A 20,515-nucleotide genomic window follows, 5' to 3' on the forward strand; every position below is an offset into this window, starting at 1 on the left:
CTTGATCGTCCGCTTCTGCTTGCGGCCCTTCTTCGATTCCGTCTTCAGCCATGCCGACAGCCGATCTGCAAACGGATCAAGCTTGCTCGGTCGCTCCGGCATGCGCGGCGACAATCAAGGTGAGATTCAGCGTCAATCAGGATGAGACTCGGCGGCGGGGGGTGTGACGTAGGGAGGGCGTAGCCCGACCGGAGTTACAGCCCCCCGCCGCGGCGCAATTTTTCGGCGTCTCATGATCGCGGTCGGCCCGGTAGCGTGAGTGGTTTTTTGGAATGGAGAATCACCTTTGTGCCGGGTCGCCATGTAACCGATCATCAGACGAGGCTTTTTATGAAGTACCGACAAACGCATTCTGTTGAGGTCGCCGCCGCGAAGGCGTCGATCAGCCGGGCGGCGGCTTACCGCATGGAGAAGGATGCACGTCTTCCATCGCAGAGCAGGCCGCCGCGCAGCCGGCGTCGCCCCGATCCGCTCGAGCATATCTTTGACGCGGAGGTCGTTCCGCTCCTGAAGGCCGCTCCCGGCACCTCGTGCTGCGCGTGAAGAACAGCGCGCAGGTCCCTCGGCCAGGAAGCTGGATCCTCCAGGATTATGACCTCCGCGCCCTGTGCGCTCAAGACGACGTCCCTTCTTCGTCGTAAACCAAACCCATATCAGCTTCTTCGTCGGTATCATCGATAGTCGGTTCGCCGTACGCGGCGACAGGAATATCGCCTGCCAGCAGTTTTTCTTTTGACAGCAGACCCGCGTCTTCGAGCGCCTCGAAATCCGGCAAATCCCGCAACGTCTCAAGCCCGAACTCCAACAGGAACTCCTTTGTCGTCACATAGGTATAGGGCGCGCCGGGCGTCGGACTGCGTGGCCCAGAGGCGATCAGGCCGGCACCGCGCAGATGACCGATAAGATCGCGCGAAACCTCCTTGCCGAAGAAGGAAGACAGCTCTCCGCGTGTAATCGGCTGGAAGTAAGCGATGCACATCAGCACCAGTATCTCCGACTGCGTCAGGTCGACCGCACGCTCGCTTGCGCCGACCGCGGCGCGGATGGCGTCGGCATAGGCTGGCCGGGTCAGGTGCGTCCAGCCGCCGGCCACAGTGACCAGATCATAGGGACGCCCGCGAAGTTCCTCACGGATGTCGTCGATCAAAAGATCAATGCTGCAGCTTCTGCCGACGATCTTCGCCAGCGTCTCGCGGCCGACCGGTTCTTGTGCCGCAAAGATGGTCGCCTCGACGCGGTGCATCCATTCACGCCATCGCGCTTCCGGCGGCAGATGATCCAGTTCCCGATCAAACAGACCGTCGTCTGGCCGGCGTTCGCTTCCCTGCCCTTCCTTCCGTCGCGTGGGCGCACTCTCCGCCATCGTTTTCAAAGTCCATAAATGCGGAAGGTTGGTCGGCCGGACAGCTCGCGCACGGCGCCGAGCTCGACCAGACGGTCGAACAGGCGGCGCAGACCACGGTCACTCATGCCGGCGACCTTGTCCGAAGCGACGATTGCGTCGTTGGACAACAGCCTCTCGACGACAAGATCGGATGACTGGGCACGCAACTTCGGTGCAACCGCGAGCAACCGCTCTGATCGGCGCCCAAGCTCGACCGCCCGATCAATCGCGCGCAACGCGGCACGTGTCTGTGCGGCCATCAGACTTTTCGACTGGGCGGTTCCATCCTCACTGCTTGCCGCGACGACGGTTGCGGATCGACGCGCGCGACCCGAACCCGCCGCATTGACCTCTGCACCGAGCAGCGGCAGCGCGTAGGCCCAGCCCAGCCGCTGCGCCAGCAGCCCGTCAGCCAGCCAGGCGCCAACGGCGCGCCCGAACCCATAGCGCTCGGCCGCGATCAAAGCGCCGGTCAGCATCTCAACCATCCCGCATGCGGCGAGCCGGCGAAGTTCGCCCGTCAGATCACTGACCGCCTCATCGTCGGGGGCATAGCCAAACTCCTCCAGCACCGCGCCGAGGTTTTTTCCCGCAAGCAAATCCTCCGTCGACCGTGTGGCCAACCGGCGCCACGCCAAAAGCATGCGGCCCGCCGGACCCACATCGTCACCCGCCTTCGTCAACAACGCGGCATCGCGCAGCGCCGCCTCGTCCTCGACGCGACCAGCCTGCTTTGCCGTCACCGCGGCGGCGGCAAGCGCCAGTCGCTGTCGCCAGGCCCCCGCCCACCGTTCCTGCCGGCGGACCACAGCGTCGAGTGCGCCGACAGCAGCGCCGGCAACGAGCGCGATATCTTCGATGTCTTTGCTGGCAAGGCTTTGCGCATCGGCGACGGCGCGGCGCAGCCAGGCCGGCACAAGGACCGCCAGCGGAACGGCTGTCCCCCCTGGCAGCGGGCCGGTGTGGCGGGAAACAGTTTTGGGCCGCAGAATCATCGCAAACAGGATGAATCAGTGCGGCGCTTTTGGCAATCAATTTGCGATAAATCCGCCGCGCTTGTCGTATGACAAAAACGACCGATAATGTTGCCTAATCGCTCCTCTTGGGCTTTAAAGGGCAATGGCCTCTTATAGCGATCAGATCCCGGAAGATCGGGCCCTGCCCTCTCCAATCCGACTAAAAGCAGCCGATCCCGTCCCGACCTCCGGCCTACCCTCTACCCTGCCGCCGGCAGCAGACAGCGCGGGTGGTCAGTCCCTAGGACATCAGGAAAAATCCGCTGGACCCACCCTCGGTCCTGCCGTGGCAGCCAGTTCCGCCAATACTCACCGCGCGTATCGATCGGACTGGAAGCAGTTCGCGAGCTGGTGTCGGCGCCAGGGGCATCCGCTCCTGCCGCCCGATCCGCACGTGGTCGGGCTTTATCTCACCGCACTGGTTTCCGATGCCATTGCCGGCGAGAGGAGGACTCTGTCAACGATCAAGCGCCGGCTTGCCGCGCTGGCATGGAATTACGCCCAGCGCGGCCAGAAGCTGGACCGGAAAGACCGCTCTATTGCTACCGCCATTGCCGACATTCGCGGCACCCAGGCTGCTCCTCCTCAACGGAAGGAAGTCGTGCGGCCGCAGGATCTTGCCGCCATGCTGGAAACGCTGGACCGTGGTACGCTCCGCGGCCTGCGCGACCGCGCCATGCTGCTGCTCGGTATCGCCGGCGGCCTGCGTCGCTCGGAAATCGTCGGGCTGGATGTCGGCCGCAACCAGACCGAAGATGCCATTGGCTGGATCGAAATTCTGGACAGGGGCGTGCTGGTGACGTTACGCGCTAACACAAGCTGGCGCGAGGTCGAGATCGGTCGGGGCTCTTCCAACGCCAACTGCCCCGTCGTGGCGCTGCAGACGTGGCTGAAATTCTCGCGAATCGCTAATGGCCCACTGTTCCGACGGGTGACGGGCAAAGGAAAAGCGGTCGGCGCCGATCGGCTAAATGGCCAGGAGATCGCTCGGCTGGTAAAACGAGCAGCGCTCGCCGCCGGCCTCCGTGGCGACCTGCCGGATGGCCAACGCGAAAGGCTGTTTAGCAGTCAGTCGTTGAAAGGCAGCTTTGCCTCATCCACGAAAGCCGGCCAGAGCAACGGGTAAAGCAGCCTCGCCACCTTCCACCGAAACCAAGATGATCGGTGACACTCGTGTCGGGGCCTGTACCACGAGACTGAAGTTCTTGAACGTCCGAGCGACGGGACATTAAGGTGCCCTGCCCCGCTCCTCCCCTCCCCTTTCGGCGCTTCCGCGATGGTGCGGTGGCCGCTCAGCAGCCTACGCGGGCCCTTCGCCGGCCGTCGGCAAGAGAACCGGCAAACCTCTCGAAAATGCGTACCAGGCGACGACTACCGTCCTAGCGGGTTTTCCAGAGGGACAACGCGCGGGTGCCCAGATTTTCTTGGTCGAGCGATTTTGATATGCAAGGTTCGCGCCGAGGCGGCTGGGACAGATCGCGCCTGCACTGGCGAAATCCGGCTCATCCAGACCGGCTAGTCGCCTTCCATAAGCCCGTCCAGTTTTTAACAGCCGCACCGTCGCTTGTGTTTTTTTCGAGACGGTCGGGCGGTGGCGCCATCCTCGCTCGTGGGGCAGGAACCAACTTTCCTGCGACCCCGAAGCCGCCTCCCCTAAGGACGGTTTGACCGTCAAGGTGGCCGTCAGCCGAATAGAGCGAAGCCGAACGGCGACGTCCCGCGCCTACTAGCTTGGCTTGGGGCCAGGCGTCATCGATTTCTGGCGCCGATCTGCGATCCTGGCTGCTGACGCCGGTGAATCGGTTGACAGCTGTCAACCCGGCCAGACTCATCGCACGAACCGGCCCTTCTAACACACTAATTTCCATTAACTATAAAGCGCTTGACCCGAATCGTCGCGTCCGTCATCTTCTTACGGTATCTACCGTATAAGATTGTCTTTCGCGTAACTGGCTGGCGTTCACGTTACCTGCGCTTCATTCCGTAGAAGATCGGACTGGCGTAGGCAGGATTCGGAATTGCCCACGAATCGGCGCATAAGGGGTGCAAAGATGGCTGTAGTCCATTCTGGAGAGGAAATGAGCGTGGCGCCTTCGAGCCTGCAAGCGGCCAATTCACGGGAAGACGGCCCCGATTCCTCCACCGACCGCGCCATCGCCAAGGACGCCGAAATGCTGTCGGCCCAGCTCCAGGCGATCCGCGACCGGCTTTATACGCCCGAGGCGAGCAAGACGCTACGCCGCTTTACCAGCGGTGAGGCTGCAAAGCTGATCGGCGTTTCCGACGGCTATCTGCGTCAGCTTTCCATCGCCGGCGAAGGGCCGCAGCCAGAGACCGGTGCCGGCGGGCGACGTTATTACTCATTGGAGAACATTAACGGGCTGCGCCGGCACTTGGCCGAGCAGAACCCAGCCAAGGCGCGGACCTACCTGCCGCGCCGCGATGCGGCTCGCGGCGAGCATCTGCAGGTGATCGCGGTCACCAACTTCAAGGGCGGTTCTGGCAAAACCACGACCAGCGCGCATCTGGCGCAGCATCTGGCGCTTGCCGGCTACCGGGTACTCGCCGTCGATCTAGACCCGCAAGCCTCGCTATCGGCATTGTTCGGCTATCAGCCGGAACTCGACCTTTCGGGCAACGACACGCTCTACGCCGCAATCCGCTACGACAACGAGGCTCTCGCGCTGTCGCAGGTGATCCGCCGGACCTATTTCGACGGGCTCGACATCGTTCCGGGCAACCTCGAACTGCAGGAGTTCGAGCATACGACGCCGCAGATGCTGGCGTCGCGCCATGCCGACAACGGCGCTGCCGGCGGACAGATGTTTTTCGCGCGAGTGCAAGCGGCGCTTGCCACCGTCTCCGACCGTTATGACGTGGTCGTCCTGGACTGCCCGCCGCAGCTCGGTTTCCTGACGCTGTCAGCGCTTTGCGCGGCGACCTCCGTGCTGGTCACTGTGCACCCGCAGATGCTCGACGTCGCCTCGATGAGCCAGTTCCTGTTCATGACCGCCGACCTGTTGTCGGTGGTGCGCGCGGCAGGCGGAGAGCTCAATTTCGACTTCATGCGCTATCTCGTCACCCGCTACGAGCCCAATGACGGGCCGCAGACGCAGATCGTCGGCTTCCTGCGCTCCCTATTCGGGGAACGGGTGCTGACCGCGCCGCTGGTCAAGTCCACGGCTTTTTCGGACGCCGGACTGACCAAGCAGACGCTGTACGAGGTTTCGCGGGAGAGCTTCAGCCGGGCTACCTATGACCGCGCGATGGAGTCGTTGACAGCTGTCAACGGGGAGATCGAAGGCCTTATCCTGAAGGCGTGGAACAGGCAGGCGTGAAGGAGACCCGAATGGCTGGACAAAACCGCAAGAACCAGTTGAAGGCGCTGTTCCAGGCGATGGAGCCGCCCGGCGAACGACCCGCCGCCGCCCCGCCTCCGGCGGCTCCCGCCGTACAGGCCCCTGCTCCGGCGCCGGAACCACGAGCCCGCACAGCGTCCGGGGCGATCAAGGCAATGGGGCTCTCGCTCGGCGGCCTGTCGCGGGAGATCGAGGACGCACGGCGGCTTAAAGAAAGCCTGAGCACGGCCGAACGCATCATCGAAATCGAGCCGGAGCTTATCGATTCCTCCTTCGTCAGCGACCGGCTCGGCCATGATGATGGCGACGAAGGCTTCTTGGCGCTGGTACAAAGCATCGAGACCAGCGGCCAGCAGGTGCCGGTGCTGGTGCGACCTCACCCGGAAAAGAGCGGCCGCTTCCAGACCGCCTATGGCCATCGCCGCATCCGCGCCGCAGCCAAGCTCGGCCAGCGCGTGCACGCCATCGTGCGCGAGCTTTCCGACACCGAGCTCGTGCTGGCGCAGGGCAAGGAGAACACCGAACGCCGTGACCTGTCCTTCATCGAGCGGGCGCTCTTTGCCTGGGCGCTGATCCGGCGCGGCTTCGAGCGCGGCGTCGTCCAGGAAGCGCTGTCGCTGCACAAAGCAGAAATGACACGTTATCTGCAGGTGGCGGAGGGGGTGCCGCACCGCATCGCCAACGCCATCGGCCCGGCCCCCAAGATCGGTCGGCCACGCTGGATGGCCCTAGCCGAGATGCTCAAAAGCGAAGCGGGTACGGTCAAGGCCGACGACGAGATCACGAGCGAACGTTTTCGCGCCACAACCGACAGCGACGCGCGCTTCAACCTGGTGTTTTCGCGGCTGCAGCGCAAGACGGCGGCCAAGGCCGGGGAAGCGCAAACGATCCGTGACGGGCAGGGCAGGGCGGTTGCCGTCGTCAGCGTCAGCAAGGGCAGGGCCCGTGTCGAGTTCGTGGACAAGTTAGTCGACGGCTTCGAGGTGTTTCTCGGCGAGGAACTGCCACGGCTGGTGGAGCGGTTCAGGCAGGAAGCAGGCGGCTCGACCGAACCGGAATGAGATCATCCCGGCGGTCAGGGGAGGATGCGCCGCATTCGCCCTTCGACCGAACGGGAGCGTAGAGCGTAAGTATCCAACGCGTAGCAGGTAGGAAACAGAAGGAAAAATCGGCAAGAAAAAGGCCCCCGAAACGTCGCCATTCCGGAAGCCCTCATCAATGTAGCAATTATGAGAGAATCATTTCCGGGCCGACTTGTCAACACTGGACGTGTTCCGGAACGCCTTCGGCTTGCCTTTTATTGAGGTGAACGAAGATGATCGAGCCTATTTCAACGACGCCGTTTGGGCGGCGATCGCTGACGTTTGCGATGTTGGCAGGGCAGGTGGCGTCCCAAAGATGCGAGCCCGGCGCCAGCGTCAACAAATGGCAGGTGTTTCGCGCCGTCTGCGAGGCCAAGAAGAAGCTTGGCGCCAGCGACAGGGCACTCGGCGTGCTCAACGCGCTGCTGAGCTTCCACCCCGAGACCGACCTTGTGGAAGGGGAGGGGCTGGTCGTCTTTCCATCCAATGCCCAGCTTTCGTTGCGCGCGCACGGCATGGCGGCGGCAACCCTGCGGCGGCATCTGGCCGTGCTGGTGGAATGCGGGCTCGTGGTGCGCCGCGACAGCCCGAACGGCAAGCGCTATGCCCGAAAGGACCAGAGCGGCGACATTCGGCAGGCTTTCGGCTTCGATCTGGCGCCGCTGCTGGCGCGGGCCCGGGAATTCGAGGCCATGGCCGAGGCCGTGCGCGGCGAACGGCGCGCCCTGCAGCTGCTCAAGGAGCGCATCACCATGCTGCGCCGCGATATCAGCAAGATGCTGTCCTTCGGCCCCGAGGAAGGGATTTTGACCGATTGGCAGGGCCACCGCCTTGCGTATCAAGAGATAGTCTCGCAGATTCCGCGCACGGCCAGCCACACGGAACTGGAGCCGATCGCACAGGCGCTCGCCCAACTGGCCCAGAGCGTACGCAAGGTGCTGGAAAACCATGTTAAAACACAAAATCCAAGCGCCAATGAGTCCCATAGTGAGCGCCACATACAGAATCCACAAACCGAATCTCATGGATTTGAACCGCGCGCCAAAAAAGCGCCGAAGCAAAATGTCCGCCCGACACCGGAGACTCGCAAGAAGCCGTCAACGGGTTACCCGCTTGGATTGGTGCTACGAGCCTGCCCCGACATTGCCCACTACGCCCGGAACGAAGTTTCGGATTGGGGAGGGCTGGTGGATGCCGCAAACCTGGTACGTGGGGCCCTCGGCATCAGTCCAGACGCCTGGCAACAAGCCTGTGCAACGATGGGACCCGTCGAGGCCGCCATCAGCGTGGCGACGATGCTGCAGCGGGCCGAGCAGATCAACAACCCCGGCGGCTATCTGCGCAGCCTGACCGAGAAGGCGAGGGCAGGGCAATTTTCCGCCGGACCAATGCTGATGGCATTGTTGCGGGCGGCAGAACGTGGGCAAAGAGCTAAGCCAAGTTGATCTCGTTCCTGGCACCCGCTCCATCCCGCGGCTTGCCCGACTGAACAGGAATCCCTGCAGTGTCAGAGAAAATGATCGAAGGATCAACGTCCGCGAGGATCAGTGCTAAGCAGAAAAAGCCGGTGCTTTTGGTGAAGCACACCACCATCGAAGTGCCTCAGACAGGCGTCTAAGATGTCCTCGGCGTTGACGGTAAGGGTAACAGGGCCCACCGCCAGGCCGATCTCGACGATGTCCGCATACGCATCGTCTTTGTCTCCGGCGGGAATTGGCGTATTATGCCTGCAGAAGGTTGTCGATGCGGATCCGGCTCTCCGATGGTGTTTTCTGCGACTTGCAGGAGAGGACGAAGCCCACTCTGCAGAACCTGGATTCACGCGGAAAGGCGTTCTCCCGTCAAGCTTGAGGAGAGCTGCTAAACACAAACATTATCGTTCGTTCTTGCCGGGTGACAGGCGCGGCGGATAGGGCGTAAATCGATTGCCAAAAGCGCCGCACTGATTCATCCTGCCATCGATGATTCTGCAACCCCAATCTCTCTCCCGCCATTCCGGCTCGCTTCCCGGAACTACGAGCGTTATGCAGGAAACCCGTGTGCCGAGCTGGCTGCGCCGCGCCGTCTCCGACACGCAAGGCCTTGCAGGCAAAGGCGTCGAAGAGGTCGCGCTCCTCGCCGGCGGCGCCATTGCCGCGCTCGATGCCGTGGTGCGCGCGCAGGGGAGATGGGCCGGTGCCTGGCGGCAGCGCCTGGCGCTCTCGGCTGCAGCGCTTGCCGCACGGCAGGCAGGCCGCGTCGAGGATCAATCCGCTCTGCGCGACGCTGTGCTGCTGACGCGACAGGGAGACGATGTCGGTCCTGCCGGCCGTATCCTTTTAGCTTGGCGCAGGCTGGCCGCGACGCCAGCGGACGAACTGTTGTCGGAGGTGAGTATCCGCATGGTGATGGATGATTTCGGGCTCGCCTATGACGACGGGAGCATGAGTTGCCTGATCGACGATCTTGGCCAGCTATCCGCCAATGACGGGACGGTTGCGATGACGACCAGGGCTTTCGCGGTCGCGGAACAATACGGCTTGGGGCGCGTCCTTGGGGCATGGCTAGCCGACGCTTTGCTCGCGCAGCGTCTGGGCTGGACGCAGGCGATGCCGCTGCTGGGTGCGGAGGCGGCACTGGGAACGACCCGTTCGCGTCGGGCGGTGACTGCCGGCCAGCCTCAGGCAGATGACGTGGAAGCCGGCAGGACCAAGAGCCTGCTTGCCGCACAGGCACGGGCGGCCCTGCGCGCCATCGACCTGTCGACCGAGCTCGGGCGCCGCGCGGACAAGCTTCTCGCCGTTGCGCCGAAGCTCCGGGCCAAGGCGTCCGACGCTGTCGTCGAGCGGCTTTTGTCGGATGACGCGGTCATCGCTTCGGAGAAGATAGCCGGAATGAGCGACCGCGGCCTGCGCCGCCTGTTCGATCGGTTGATGGAACTCGGCGCCGTGCGGGAGCTCTCCGGCCGGCCGGCCTTCCGCGTCTATGGACTGTGAATGCCATGGCGGAGACAGCACGCATTACACGGGGGAGAGGGCAACCGGGCGACGGCCGGCCAGACGGCCATTTGTTCGACCGGGAGCTAGCTCACCTGCCGCCGGAGGCGCGCTGGCGCGAATGGATGAACCGTGTCGAGGCGGCCATTTTTGCCGCGAGCGAGCCGGTCGGCCGCGAGACCCTGGCCCGCGTCGTCGGCGAGAATTGCAGCGTCGATCTTCTGATAGACGACATCCGGGAAGAGTTGCGCGGCCGGCCCTATGACCTCGTCGCCGTCGCCGGCGGCTGGAAGCATCTCACCCGACCTGCCTATGCCGATGTCATCCGCAGCGCATTCGGTACCGGCGCCGCCGGCAGCGGACGTGCCAGGGACCTCACCCAGTCCGACGTGCTGGTGTTGAATGCTATCGCCTATTTCCAGCCCATCACGCGCGGAGAGCTGTCGTCCTTCTTCGGCAAAGAGGTCAGCCGCGACCTGATCGGCCATCTGCGCGGCGCTGGCCTCATCGCCTTCGGGCCGCGCAGCCCGACGCCCGGCGCGCCCTATACCTATGTCACTACCAAAGAATTCTTGCTCGAGTTCGGCCTGGATACGCTGCGCGACCTGCCCGATTTCGAAGCGCTCGAAGACGCGGGCCTGCTGTCCGAGGAAAAGCTGCTGGCCGGGGATATTCCGGTCGGGCTCGCGGATGAAGAGGCCGGATAAAGCCGCCTCTAACCGCGACGGGTCGATTCCGCGCGAACCGCCGGATGACATTCAGACTGGCGAGGTTTCCGGCGACGGTTTCGGCTCACCGCGAAGCGCCAGATGGCTGTAACCTTTTTGTCGTGCTCACCTTGTCCCGAAACGTAGCCGCTTTCGGGAAATAGACGCCCCTCACAGGGAAATGACGAATCTCAGGGCGACCACGAGGAGGAATATCCCGAAGCTGATCTCCAGTTTTCTCTTGGACATGGCGTGAGCCATCCTGGCTCCCCAGGGGGCCGCCAGAGAGCTTGCCGGGAACACCAAAATGAGGCCGACCAAGGAAACATAGCCGATGCTGTAGGGCCACTGGAGCAAGGCTACATCGCCATATTGGCTCGACTTGCCCCATCCTGCCGCCATGTAGGACAGTGCGCCGGGAATGGCGATCAACGGCCCCAGGCCGGAGGAAGTCGCGACGGCGCGGTGGATGGACTGGCCGTAGAATGTCATGAACAGGCTTGAAAGCTGTCCGCCTCCAATCCCCATCAGGGCGGAAAGAACGCCGATCACCCCTCCGTAGAGGCGCATGACGAAGGCACCGGGCAGTTCCGAGGCGAACCGCCAAGTGTCGCGGCCGAATAGCAGCTTGATGGCGGAAACCGATGCCACTGCGATGAATACCAGCTTGAACAGGTTTTCGGGCGCGTACCGGGCAATGGCGCCGCCGACGATCACGCCGAGAACCACAGGAACGGCCCAGCTTCGCAGGATCGAGAAATCGACGGCTCCCTTTTTCCGGTGCGCCCGAAACGACAGGATAGAGGTCGGGATGATGATGGCGAGGGAGGTTCCGACGCAAAGCGGCATGCGAACTTCGTCGGGCACCTCGAACATGCGAAAGAACTCGTAGAGAATCGGCACCAGAACAGCGCCGCCTCCGACGCCGAAGACGCCCGCCAGCAAGCCGGTGAACGCCCCGGCGGCAAGGAGGCCACATACGATCAATATGAGTTCGGAAAGCGAAACATCCAAAATATGGCTCCAATCAGGGAAGAGGTGGCCTTGCGCTGAGACCCGCTCAGTTGTTGCGAGAGACGAACCGGGAAAATCGCTCGTTCGTCCCCTCGGCAAACAATTCGGCGGGTGTGCCTGACGCCTCTATGCGGCCACCATCCAAAAACACGATACGATTGGATACCTCGCGCGCGAAAGCGATCTCATGGGTAACGATGAGCATGGTGCGGCCTTCATCGGCAAGTTCGCGCATGACCTTCAGGACTTCGCCGACCAATTCCGGGTCGAGTGCAGAGGTCGGCTCGTCGAAAAGCAGCACCGATGGCTTTTGTGCCAACGCGCGAGCAATGGCGGCACGCTGCTGCTGCCCGCCGGACAAATGCCGCGGATAGCTTTCCTTCTTGGCGGACAGCCCGACCTTGGCCAGCAGCATTTCCGCCTCGGCGATGCATTCCTGCCGAGGCCGCTTTTGTACATGCACGGGCGCCTCGATGACGTTCTCCAGCACGGTCATGTGAGACCAGAGGTTGAAGCTCTGGAACACCATCGCGGCCTTGGAACGGATCCTGTCCACCTGCTTGCGGCTGGCCGGTTGGATACCCTGCCGGGTCGAGCGCATTTCAATGACTTCACCGTCGATCGCGATGGTTCCGGAGGTCGGCACCTCGAGCATGTTGACGCATCGCAGCATGGTCGACTTGCCCGACCCCGACGATCCGAGGATGGTGATGACCTCGCCCTGGTCGGCCGCGAGGCTTATGCCTTTCAGGACTTCGAGCCCGCCGAATTTCTTGCGAAGGTCGCTGATGGAAATAACCGGACGGGCCTTGCCCGCAGGTTCAGCTTGCCTGTTATCACGCATTGTTGGGCTCCGCTGTCGGCATGTCTCGAAGGTGGGGAGAAAGCCAGTATTCAATCCGGCCGATGACTTGCGCGATGAGGAAGTTGATCACCAGGTAGATCCCACCTGCGACGATGAACACCTCGAAGGCGCGAAACGTCTCGGAAATCAGCTTCGCGGCAAGACCGGTAACTTCCATCATGGTGATGATCGAGGCGAGCGAGGTGGCCTTGATCATCAGGACGATTTCGTTGGAATAGCCCGGCAAGGCCTGGCGAAAAGCGATCGGCAGGATGATCCGCCGGTAAAGAAGAAAACCCGACATGCCACAGGCCTTCGCTGCTTCGATTTGACCAGCGGGAACGGATTTAAGGCCGCCGCGAACGATCTCGCTGCCATAGGCTGCTGTGTTCACCGTGAGCGCGATGATCGCGCACCAGAACGGCTCGCGAAAAATGAACCACACGCCCCAGTCCTGCAGGAAGGGCCGGAACTGGCCCATGCCGTAGTAGACGATGAAGATCTGCACCAGCAGGGGGGTGCCCCGTATGCAGAAAACGTAGAAGGCAACGACCCGCGACACCACCGTTCCACCAATGGTCGCAAGAACGCCGAACAGCACCGAAAGGACGGCGCCCAGGGCAAGCGAAAGTGACGCCAGTTGGAAGGTGAGGGGAAGGCCGGGAACCAACGTCCTGAACGCTTCTGCCAGAAACGCGAAATCGATCACAGTGCTGCCCCCATCTTGCGTGCGGAATGCTGCTCGGCCCGCCTGAACAGAAGCGACGAGAAGAATGTGATGCACAGGTAAAGGGCGGCGGCCGTAATGAAGAACTCGAAGGGCCTGCGTGTAGACCCGGCCGCGATCTGGGCCTGCCGAACGAGCTCCACCAGCCCGACCACGGAGATCAGTGCCGTTTCCTTGAGGGCAAGCTGCCAGGTATTGCCGAGTCCGGGCAGCGCATAGCGCAGTACCTGCGGCGCGATGATCCGACGAAAAAGCAGGAAGCCGGACATCCCCACCGCCTTGCCGGCCTCCAATTCTCCGGGCGCAAGGGCGAGAAACGCGCCGCGGAAAACTTCGGCCTGATACGCGGCCGAGAGGATGCCGATGGCCAGAACACCCGTCAGATAGGTCGGCATCCCGACAAACCCGCCCGCCCCGAGCGCCTTGCCGACGGCGGTCAGCGCGGCGCTGCCGCCGAAATAGAGCAGATAGATGACAAGCAGGTCCGGAACGCCGCGGAAAACCGTCGTATAGCTGAAACCCAGGAAACGCATCGTCGCGCTTCGCGACAGGCGGGACCATGCCACGAACGTGCCGATTACCGATCCCAGCAGAAATCCACCGAGCGCAACCGAGAGCGTCACCGCTGCGGCTGCGAGCAAAAGATTGGCCCATCCGCCGGGTCCGAAGGAGATGAGGTCGAGGTAGCTCATCTTGGTTCCACGTTCATCGTTGTTGGTTGCGCGCGGCAGGCGTGGCCTGCCGGCGCCGGCCTGTCTAGGTTACGCATTCGGCGACACCATCGATCTGGACGAGAAAGTCCGGGTGGCTAAGCTCCGTGATGATTGTCGTTCTGGCCGGGAAACCCGCTGTAAAGGCCTCGCGGGAGATATCGTTCATCGCCGCGAAGTCCTGCTTGCGGCGCAGGTAGACGGTCGTCTTAACCATGAGGTCCATCCGGCTTCCCGCCGCTGCAAGAATCTCGGCGATGTTGGCGAGCACCTGCCTCAGCTGCGCGGGAAAATCCTCCCGTGCGATCTCGCGATCCCCCTTGAAAGGGGTGATGCCCGACAGGAATACGAGGTTGCCGGTTCGCACGGCATGGCTGATGGGATTGCGATAAGGCGTCACGTTCTCAGCGTTTATTCGTTCCATTGCCTTATCTCCCCAGCGCATAGCCCTGCATGCCACGAGGGTTGGCGGCGGCACGCAAAATTCCGTCGCGGATTGTCGCGGCCGACAGGCGGCCTTCGGACCAGGGGCCACCGACGATCACCTCGTGGCCGCGCCGTTCAAGTTCCGTGACCGTCGAAGCCGGCAACCGGCTCTCGACCACGAGTCGACCCGGATGGCCCGCACGCGGCCAGAACGAGGATGGGAAGTGCTCGCTGTGCCAGGCCGGCGCATCGATCGCCTGCTGCAGGTTCATGCCTGCATGGATATGCCGAAGCAGGAACTGCACGTTCCATTGATCCTGCTGGTCGCCGCCCGGCGTTCCCCAGGCCATGTAGGGCAGCCCGTCGCGGAGCGCCATCGTTGGCGTCAGCGTGGTGCGAGGCCGCTTGCCAGGTACCAGTGCGTTAGGGTGGGACCGGTCGAGGGAGAACATCTGGGCGCGCGTGCCCAATGCAAAACCCAGCCCGGGGATAGCCGGCGAGCTTTGCAGCCAGCCTCCCGAGGGAGTCGCGCAGACCATGTTTCCGTGGCGGTCGATGATGTCGAAGTGGCAGGTATCTCCACGCACGTCGCCCAGCCTGCCGGTCGTCGGCTCCCCGGCGCCGACAGTGGCGGCCTGTGCCTTCCCTTGCCGGATGCTTCCGCCGAAACCCTCGATGTCTCCAGGCCGCAGCTCGTTCGAAGACTCGTCGACGATGAGCTTGCGGCGCTCGTCATTGTAGGCCTTGGACAAAAGCTGCTCGACCGGGACGTCGGCGTACCGGGGATCGCCATAGAATTTTTCACGATCGGCGAAGGCGAGCTTCGCGGCCTCGACCTGCAGGTGGATGAATTCCGCACTCGTGACATCGGAGCCGCGCAGATCGAAGCCGCTCAACAGGGCGAATTGCTGGAGCGCCGCCAGACCCTGGGTCCACACTCCCGGTTTGAACACCCGGTATTCGCCATAGTCGTAGCCGATCGGGTCTTCGAGCGTGGCAGACCATCCGGCCATGTCCTCGCCTGTCAAGACCCCGCGATGCCTGCGGCCGCTCACGTCCATCATCGGTTCGCCCCGGCAGAACCGATCGACCGTTTCCGCCACGAAGCCCTCTGACCAGAGCTTGCGGGCACGCTCGATCTGCTGCTCGCGACCGCTGACGGCTTCCGCCTCGACGACGATCCTTTCATAGAGCGCTGCGAGAACCGGATTGCGCAGGAAGGAACCGATAGCGGGCGTCTTGCCGTCGGGGAGGAAAACGGCTGCGGAACTCGGCCACTCTTCGACGAAGAGCTGTTCAACCGTCGCGATCGTCGCGTGGATGCGTTCCAGAACCGGAATGCCGGCGTGCGCGTAGCCGATCGCCGCTTCCAGGACAGTCCGCAACGGCATTGTCCCATAGTCGCGCAGCAGCAGCATCCAAGCATCGAAGGCGCCTGGAATGCAGGGCGCCAGAAGGCCCGTCCCGGGAATGAGATCGAGATTCAGCGCTTCGAAATGTTCTATCGTGGCACCCTGCGGTGCCGGTCCTTGCCCACAGATGACGACGGTTTTGCCCGATGCTGCATGGTGCAGCATGATCGGTACGTCTCCTGCAGGGCCGTTGAGATGCGGCTCGACGATCTGAAGGGTAAAGCCCGCGGCGACGCCCGCATCGAACGCGTTGCCGCCGCGCTCCAGAATGCCCATGGCGACCGCTGAAGCGATCCAGTGCGTGGAAGCGGCAACTCCGAACCGGCCGACGATTTCCGGTCTTGTCGTAAAAGTCATCCTGACACCTAGAAGAAATGACGCTCGACATGGTCGAGCGCACGGTAATATCCGCCGACAAGCGGCAGGAACCACGGATTGCCGGAATAGAAAGGCATGGTGGGGAAGCCCAGCGTCTGGAAAGCGCTCGGCTCTTCTTCCGGGCGGGCGATCGACCTCCCAAGGCGAAAACCCAGGTAGTTCGACATCGCGACGCCGTTGCCCTGGCATCCGCCGGCAAAGTACACACCCTCATGCCGCGCTATGTGCGGCAGGTAATCGAAGGTGAAGCTGACATTGCCCTGCCAGGCATGCGTGACCCGGACAGTCCGAAGCTGTGGCCATACCGCGCACATGGCCCGATGCAGGATCCGGGCGATCTCCCTTTCATTGCAGGCGGTAAATCTCCCCCGGCCCCCGAACAGAATGCGCTTTCCGTCGGGTGATGCCCGGAAATAGTAGAGGACACGCTTCGTATCGGCGAAGAACCGGCCCTTCGGACTGATTTCACGCATCAGGTCGGGCGCAATTTCCTCCGTCGCGATCATATGGCTGGCTACGGGAACCAGCCTTCTCCGGAAGTGGGGAGACACGCCGCCGGTATAGGCATTGGTGGCCATGATCAACGTGTCCGCGTCGAGACGCCCGGCGGCGCCCGACAGCGAAAACCCGCCGGCTTTCCGCTCGACCTTGGTCACCGGAAAATGATTGTGAAGGGTTGCCCCGTTTCGTACGGCGGCCTCCGCAAGGCCCCGGTGAAGGCTGGCAGGATGCAGCCCTCCGGCGTGATCGATCAGCATTCCGCCATGGTAGAAGTCCGTATCGATCTCGCTGCGCAGATCGTCCTTGGAGAGCGCGCGTACCCCTGTTCCGGTCAGCCGGCTCAAGGGTTCGGCCATCCGTATCTGCGAGCGATGGGCGCGCTTCGAATATGCCAGCACCAGCCTTCCGCTCAGCTGCAGCGCGCAACTGATATTCTCCTGCGCAATCTTGCCTTCCAGATGCGCGAGCGACGCGACGGCCTCCCGGCGCAGCCGATCTGCCTTGTCGGCGCCGACACGTTTTTCGAGGTCGGCGGGCAGCTTGAGAGCCGCACTGATCATGCCGCCGTTTCGGGTGCTCGCACCTTCGCCGATCCTTCCCGCGTCGAGCACGGCCACGGACGCCCCGGATCGCGCAAGCTCGATCGCGGCGGACAGGCCGCAAAAGCCGCTGCCGACTATCGCAACGTCCACTTTGCGAGGCAGTGGCGCCGAAGCTTCGATTTCAGGCACGTCCTCCCACCAGTAGGGGGACGGCTTGAAATCCGGGTGAAGCATGGTTGAGCGGGCCATGGCTTTTTTCACCAGCCGATCGCGTAGGAGGGGCGGCGTGGATCGGCTCCGCCGAAATATCCGGCCTTGCCGGACACGACGGCGCACACGCCGCCGGCCAGCCAGCTATAATCGGGCCAACGCTCGACCTTGTGCCCCCGGTTAAGCAGATCGCCGTCGAGGCCCGGGTCGAGACGTGACTCGAGCTTGAGCAACTGCGGACGATCCTCATACGGATAGAATGAGGAAGGAAAACTGTAGGTGGCGAAACGCGGGGCCTCGATTGCAGCCTGAAGGTCCATCGAAAACAGCGACAGATTGAGAAACACCTGCAGCATCGCCTGTATCTGGACATCGCCACCCGGTGTCCCGAACGCGATGACGGACCCGTCGTCGGCCACGGCCAGCGCCGGGCTCGGCGTCAGACGCGGACGCTTGCCGGGAGCGAGGCCGGCCGGATGGTCCGGGTCCAGGCGGGACTGGGTCCCCCGGCAGGACGGCACCAGGCCGGTCCCCGGAACGACGGGGGCGTGCCACGAGCCGTCGCTTGGCGTTGCGGAAAAGGTGTTGCCCCAGCGATCGGCAACGCTCACATAGGACGTATCCGGCTCCGTGCCCGGCTCCGGTACCAGGTTCGCCCTGCCGGCATCCGATGCCTTTGCCGGATCGATGCCGGCGATGCATTCAGCGGCATATTTGTCGGAAAGAAGCGTCTGCAGGGGCACGTCCACAAACCGCGGGTCGCCATAGAAGCGTTCGCGGTCCCGGAAGGCGATCTTCAGGATTTCCGTCAGCAGATGGATGTAGTCGGCCCCGTTGCGGGGCAGGTGTTTCAGGTTTGAGTTCTCCACCATCTTGAGAGCCTGCAACAGGGTCGGGCCCTGGCACCAGGCATCGCAGGTATGGACGCTATAGGCGCCGAAGCGGCGCTCGACCGCATTTCCGACCTCCGAGCGATAGGCCGCCAGATCCTCCATGGCGAGAAGACCGCCGTTCGCCTGCTGGTGATCGACGATCTTCCTGGCGATATCGCCCAGGTAGAAGGCGCTTCGTGCGGCTTCATAACCGGTTCGCAGGTCACCGCCGGCAGCGCGTTCCTCGTCCGCCATATATTGGAGCGTCGCCGCGAGGTCCGATTGAACGAAAAGGTCGCCTGTGTTCGGGGGATTTCCGCTAGGCAGGTATATATCGCGGGTGCTCTCCCAGCGGCCGTAGTCTTCAGCCTTTTCCCGCAGCGTCTGCGCCATCAGGGCGTGCATGTGGAAGCCGTCCCGCGCGTAGCGGATGGCCGGTTCGACAATATCGGCAAACCGCATGGTGCCGAACCTGGAAAGGGCCGTGAGCCAGGCATCCGGGGCGGAGGGAACGACGGTGCGCAGGACGCCGATCGGCAGCTTGCCGCCGTGGCGGTTCATGAAGACGGCAGGGTCGAGCGCTGCCGGCCACCAGCCCAGTCCCGCAATGCTGACGACATCGGGGCTGTCGGTCATGCGCATCAGGATGGGCGCAACGCCCGCGACATTGACGATATCGCTTTGCAGTACGCCCAGGGCGATGCCCGCCGCGCAGCCGGCGTCCACGGCGTTGCCGCCGGCTTCCAGCATCGCGTGGCCGGCCAGGGTCGCAAGATAATGGCCGCTGGCCACCATCTGCCGCGTGCCTGTGATTGTCGGGCGGAGCGCCGCGCCGCTGGAAGCCGCTATCACCATGCGCGTTCCGCCACGAATTTGGTTACGAGATACTCGTCCAGGCCTTCGATGCCGCCCTCGCGGCCGAAGCCGGAATCCTTGACGCCTCCGAAGGGAGCTTCCGGCAGTCCGATGGGCTGGCCGTTGACCGAAACCATGCCCGCTTCAAGGGCCGAGCATAGCCGCCGGGTTCGGGCCGCGGATACCGTATAGACATAGCTGGCGAGGCCGTAGGGAAGACGATTGGCCTCGGCCACAGCTTCCTCCTCGTTGGCAAACGGATTGACGATTGCGATCGGGCCAAACGGCTCTTCGTTCATGATCCGGGCATCAAGCGGGACATTGGCGAGAACCGTTGGCTCGAAGAAAAAGCCTGCCCGATCGATGCGCTTGCCGCCGGTGACCAGCTTCGCACCCTTCTGAACGGCATCGGATACGAGTTCTTGCATGACGTGCAGGCGACGCTCATGAACGAGCGGCCCCATGTCGGAAACCGGATCGAACGCATCACCCACCCTCACCGCCGCTGCAAGTTCACTGAACCGGCGCAGGAAATCCGGGAAGACCTGGCTTTCGACGAGGAGCCGTGTCGGGGAAACACAGACCTGTCCTGCGTTGCGGTATTTGCCGGAAACGAGCGAACGGACCGCTTCTTCCAACGGCGCATCGGCAAATATGAGGGCTGGCGCGTGTCCGCCGAGCTCCATGGTCGCATACTTCAAGTGCTGTCCGGCTACCGCCGCGAGCATGCGTCCTACCGGAACCGATCCGGTGAATGAAACCTTGCGTACCGCCGGATGGGGAACGAGAATCTGCGAAATCCGGGCCGGCTCCCCGAACAGCAACTGGATGACACCGGCGGGCACGCCGGCGTCGATGAAAGCCTGGACGAACTGCACACAACAGAACGGAGCTTCCTCGGAGCCCTTGAGGATGACCGAGCACCCCGCCGCCAAGGCCGCGGCAACCTTTTTCGCCGATTGCGACAGGGGAAAGTTCCACGGTGTAAAGGCGGCAACAGGGCCGATGGGCTCTTTTTCGACGGCAAGCCGCACGGCCTGGTCTGCCACAGGAAGAAGGCGGCCGTAGATCCGGCGAGCCTCCTGGCCGTACCATTGCGTGACATCGGCGGAGCGCGCGACCTCGCCCATGGCTTCCGCTAGAGGCTTGCCCTGCTCCCGCGAAAGTGTGCGTGCGATCTCGTTCTGCCGTTCGAGCAGAAGCGAGGCAGCCTTTAGCAACACCTGCGAGCGTTCGGAGGCGGCAACGCCGCGCCAGTAGCGGAATCCGCGCACGGCATGGTCGACCGCAGCATGGATTTCCCCGTCGCCGACCATCGCGTGGTGGCCGATCAGCTGGCTGCTGGCCGGATTGATCACCGGACCGCCGCGCGCAGGAACGAACAGCCATTCGCCCCCGATCAGCGCGGGTGCGAATTCGTTCGAGGATTTCGCTTCACCAACCATGCCACCAACAACGTCCTTCAGGCGACCGCCTTGAAAGGAAGCATCATCATAAATTT

At 63.2% G+C, this 20,515-nt stretch carries 16 protein-coding genes and 2 pseudogenes; 7 read left to right on the top strand and 11 right to left on the bottom strand.

The features are described from left to right. Positions 1–288 precede the first annotated feature (288 nt). Positions 289–540 (top strand): annotated as a pseudogene (locus ACFOHJ_RS00655) (IS21 family transposase); the annotation flags it as partial. Positions 541–613: 73 nt separating this feature from the next. Here ACFOHJ_RS00655 and scpB (ACFOHJ_RS00660) read toward each other — a convergent pair. Both scpB (ACFOHJ_RS00660) and ACFOHJ_RS00665 read right to left on the bottom strand, forming a co-directional pair. Further along, positions 614–1,363 carry an SMC-Scp complex subunit ScpB gene (gene scpB, locus ACFOHJ_RS00660; protein ID WP_378217460.1) on the bottom strand — a complete coding sequence of 250 codons (750 nt, stop codon included), beginning with the start codon at positions 1,361–1,363 and terminating at the stop codon, positions 614–616. 5 nt (positions 1,364–1,368) lie between these two features. Then, on the bottom strand, positions 1,369–2,301 hold the full coding sequence (locus ACFOHJ_RS00665; protein WP_378217462.1) for a DUF1403 family protein: 933 nt from the start codon (positions 2,299–2,301) through the stop codon (positions 1,369–1,371). A gap of 202 nt (positions 2,302–2,503) precedes the next feature. On the opposite strand from ACFOHJ_RS00665, the pseudogene ACFOHJ_RS00670 reads away from it, so the two are divergent. The 6 genes and pseudogenes from ACFOHJ_RS00670 to scpB (ACFOHJ_RS00695) all read left to right on the top strand — a co-directional run. Beyond that, positions 2,504–3,514 (top strand): annotated as a pseudogene (locus ACFOHJ_RS00670) (integrase); the annotation flags it as partial. A 964-nt stretch (positions 3,515–4,478) separates the two neighbouring features. Beyond that, positions 4,479–5,738: a plasmid partitioning protein RepA gene (repA, locus tag ACFOHJ_RS00675; RefSeq protein WP_378217464.1), complete on the top strand. Its 1,260-nt coding sequence runs from the start codon at positions 4,479–4,481 to the stop codon at positions 5,736–5,738. Between the two features lie 11 nt (positions 5,739–5,749). Further along, entirely contained in the window at positions 5,750–6,820 is a 1,071-nt protein-coding gene (gene repB, locus ACFOHJ_RS00680) for a plasmid partitioning protein RepB (protein ID WP_378217466.1), read from the top strand. Positions 6,821–7,074: 254 nt separating this feature from the next. After that, positions 7,075–8,286, top strand: coding sequence for a plasmid replication protein RepC (gene repC / locus ACFOHJ_RS00685; RefSeq protein WP_378217468.1), 1,212 nt, complete (start codon positions 7,075–7,077; stop codon positions 8,284–8,286). A gap of 579 nt (positions 8,287–8,865) precedes the next feature. After that, a complete protein-coding gene (locus ACFOHJ_RS00690; protein WP_378217470.1) occupies positions 8,866–9,816 on the top strand; it encodes a DUF1403 family protein in 951 nt (316 codons plus the stop codon). A gap of 5 nt (positions 9,817–9,821) precedes the next feature. Further along, positions 9,822–10,523 (top strand): SMC-Scp complex subunit ScpB, encoded by a 702-nt coding sequence (gene scpB, locus ACFOHJ_RS00695; protein ID WP_378218035.1) that lies wholly within the window; start codon positions 9,822–9,824, stop codon positions 10,521–10,523. Between the two features lie 171 nt (positions 10,524–10,694). On the opposite strand, the gene ACFOHJ_RS00700 is transcribed toward scpB (ACFOHJ_RS00695), so the two are convergent. The 9 genes from ACFOHJ_RS00700 to ACFOHJ_RS00740 form a co-directional block, all read right to left on the bottom strand. Beyond that, positions 10,695–11,540: a sulfite exporter TauE/SafE family protein gene (locus ACFOHJ_RS00700; RefSeq protein WP_378218037.1), complete on the bottom strand. Its 846-nt coding sequence runs from the start codon at positions 11,538–11,540 to the stop codon at positions 10,695–10,697. A 43-nt stretch (positions 11,541–11,583) separates the two neighbouring features. After that, on the bottom strand, positions 11,584–12,381 hold the full coding sequence (locus ACFOHJ_RS00705; protein ID WP_378218039.1) for an ABC transporter ATP-binding protein: 798 nt from the start codon (positions 12,379–12,381) through the stop codon (positions 11,584–11,586). Further along, entirely contained in the window at positions 12,374–13,087 is a 714-nt protein-coding gene (locus ACFOHJ_RS00710) for an ABC transporter permease (protein ID WP_378218041.1), read from the bottom strand. Before ACFOHJ_RS00710 ends, ACFOHJ_RS00705 begins: the two co-directional genes overlap by 8 nt. Further along, the gene (locus tag ACFOHJ_RS00715; protein WP_378217472.1) at positions 13,087–13,800 is read right to left on the bottom strand and encodes an ABC transporter permease; all 714 of its coding nucleotides are present in this window, start codon (positions 13,798–13,800) and stop codon (positions 13,087–13,089) included. The genes ACFOHJ_RS00710 and ACFOHJ_RS00715 overlap by 1 nt, the downstream gene beginning before the upstream one ends. A gap of 64 nt (positions 13,801–13,864) precedes the next feature. Then, the gene (locus ACFOHJ_RS00720) at positions 13,865–14,263 is read right to left on the bottom strand and encodes a RidA family protein (RefSeq protein ID WP_378217474.1); all 399 of its coding nucleotides are present in this window, start codon (positions 14,261–14,263) and stop codon (positions 13,865–13,867) included. Then, positions 14,247–16,013, bottom strand: coding sequence for a gamma-glutamyltransferase family protein (locus ACFOHJ_RS00725; RefSeq protein WP_378217477.1), 1,767 nt, complete (start codon positions 16,011–16,013; stop codon positions 14,247–14,249). The genes ACFOHJ_RS00720 and ACFOHJ_RS00725 overlap by 17 nt, the downstream gene beginning before the upstream one ends. A gap of 8 nt (positions 16,014–16,021) precedes the next feature. Next, positions 16,022–17,338, bottom strand: coding sequence for an NAD(P)/FAD-dependent oxidoreductase (locus ACFOHJ_RS00730; protein ID WP_378217479.1), 1,317 nt, complete (start codon positions 17,336–17,338; stop codon positions 16,022–16,024). Next, on the bottom strand, positions 17,335–19,014 hold the full coding sequence (locus ACFOHJ_RS00735) for a gamma-glutamyltransferase family protein (RefSeq protein ID WP_378217482.1): 1,680 nt from the start codon (positions 19,012–19,014) through the stop codon (positions 17,335–17,337). Before ACFOHJ_RS00735 ends, ACFOHJ_RS00730 begins: the two co-directional genes overlap by 4 nt. Beyond that, positions 19,008–20,459, bottom strand: a complete 1,452-nt coding sequence (locus tag ACFOHJ_RS00740) for an NAD-dependent succinate-semialdehyde dehydrogenase (protein ID WP_378218043.1) — start codon at positions 20,457–20,459, stop codon at positions 19,008–19,010. The genes ACFOHJ_RS00735 and ACFOHJ_RS00740 overlap by 7 nt, the downstream gene beginning before the upstream one ends. Positions 20,460–20,515 lie beyond the last annotated feature (56 nt).

Source organism: Aquamicrobium soli (genome assembly GCF_042646345.1).
GTDB classification, from domain to species: domain Bacteria; phylum Pseudomonadota; class Alphaproteobacteria; order Rhizobiales; family Rhizobiaceae; genus Mesorhizobium; species Mesorhizobium soli_A.

Coding starts and splice junctions, on each gene's coding strand:
- scpB (WP_378217460.1), bottom strand. CDS start 1,363: ATGGCGGAGAGTGCGCCCACGCGACGGAAGGAAGGGCAGGGAAGCGAA.
- repA (WP_378217464.1), top strand. CDS start 4,479: ATGAGCGTGGCGCCTTCGAGCCTGCAAGCGGCCAATTCACGGGAAGAC.
- repB (WP_378217466.1), top strand. CDS start 5,750: ATGGCTGGACAAAACCGCAAGAACCAGTTGAAGGCGCTGTTCCAGGCG.
- repC (WP_378217468.1), top strand. CDS start 7,075: ATGATCGAGCCTATTTCAACGACGCCGTTTGGGCGGCGATCGCTGACG.
- ACFOHJ_RS00690 (WP_378217470.1), top strand. CDS start 8,866: ATGCAGGAAACCCGTGTGCCGAGCTGGCTGCGCCGCGCCGTCTCCGAC.
- scpB (WP_378218035.1), top strand. CDS start 9,822: ATGGCGGAGACAGCACGCATTACACGGGGGAGAGGGCAACCGGGCGAC.
- ACFOHJ_RS00705 (WP_378218039.1), bottom strand. CDS start 12,381: ATGCGTGATAACAGGCAAGCTGAACCTGCGGGCAAGGCCCGTCCGGTT.
- ACFOHJ_RS00715 (WP_378217472.1), bottom strand. CDS start 13,800: ATGAGCTACCTCGACCTCATCTCCTTCGGACCCGGCGGATGGGCCAAT.
- ACFOHJ_RS00720 (WP_378217474.1), bottom strand. CDS start 14,263: ATGCGCTGGGGAGATAAGGCAATGGAACGAATAAACGCTGAGAACGTG.
- ACFOHJ_RS00725 (WP_378217477.1), bottom strand. CDS start 16,013: ATGACTTTTACGACAAGACCGGAAATCGTCGGCCGGTTCGGAGTTGCC.
- ACFOHJ_RS00735 (WP_378217482.1), bottom strand. CDS start 19,014: ATGGTGATAGCGGCTTCCAGCGGCGCGGCGCTCCGCCCGACAATCACA.
- ACFOHJ_RS00740 (WP_378218043.1), bottom strand. CDS start 20,459: ATGGTTGGTGAAGCGAAATCCTCGAACGAATTCGCACCCGCGCTGATC.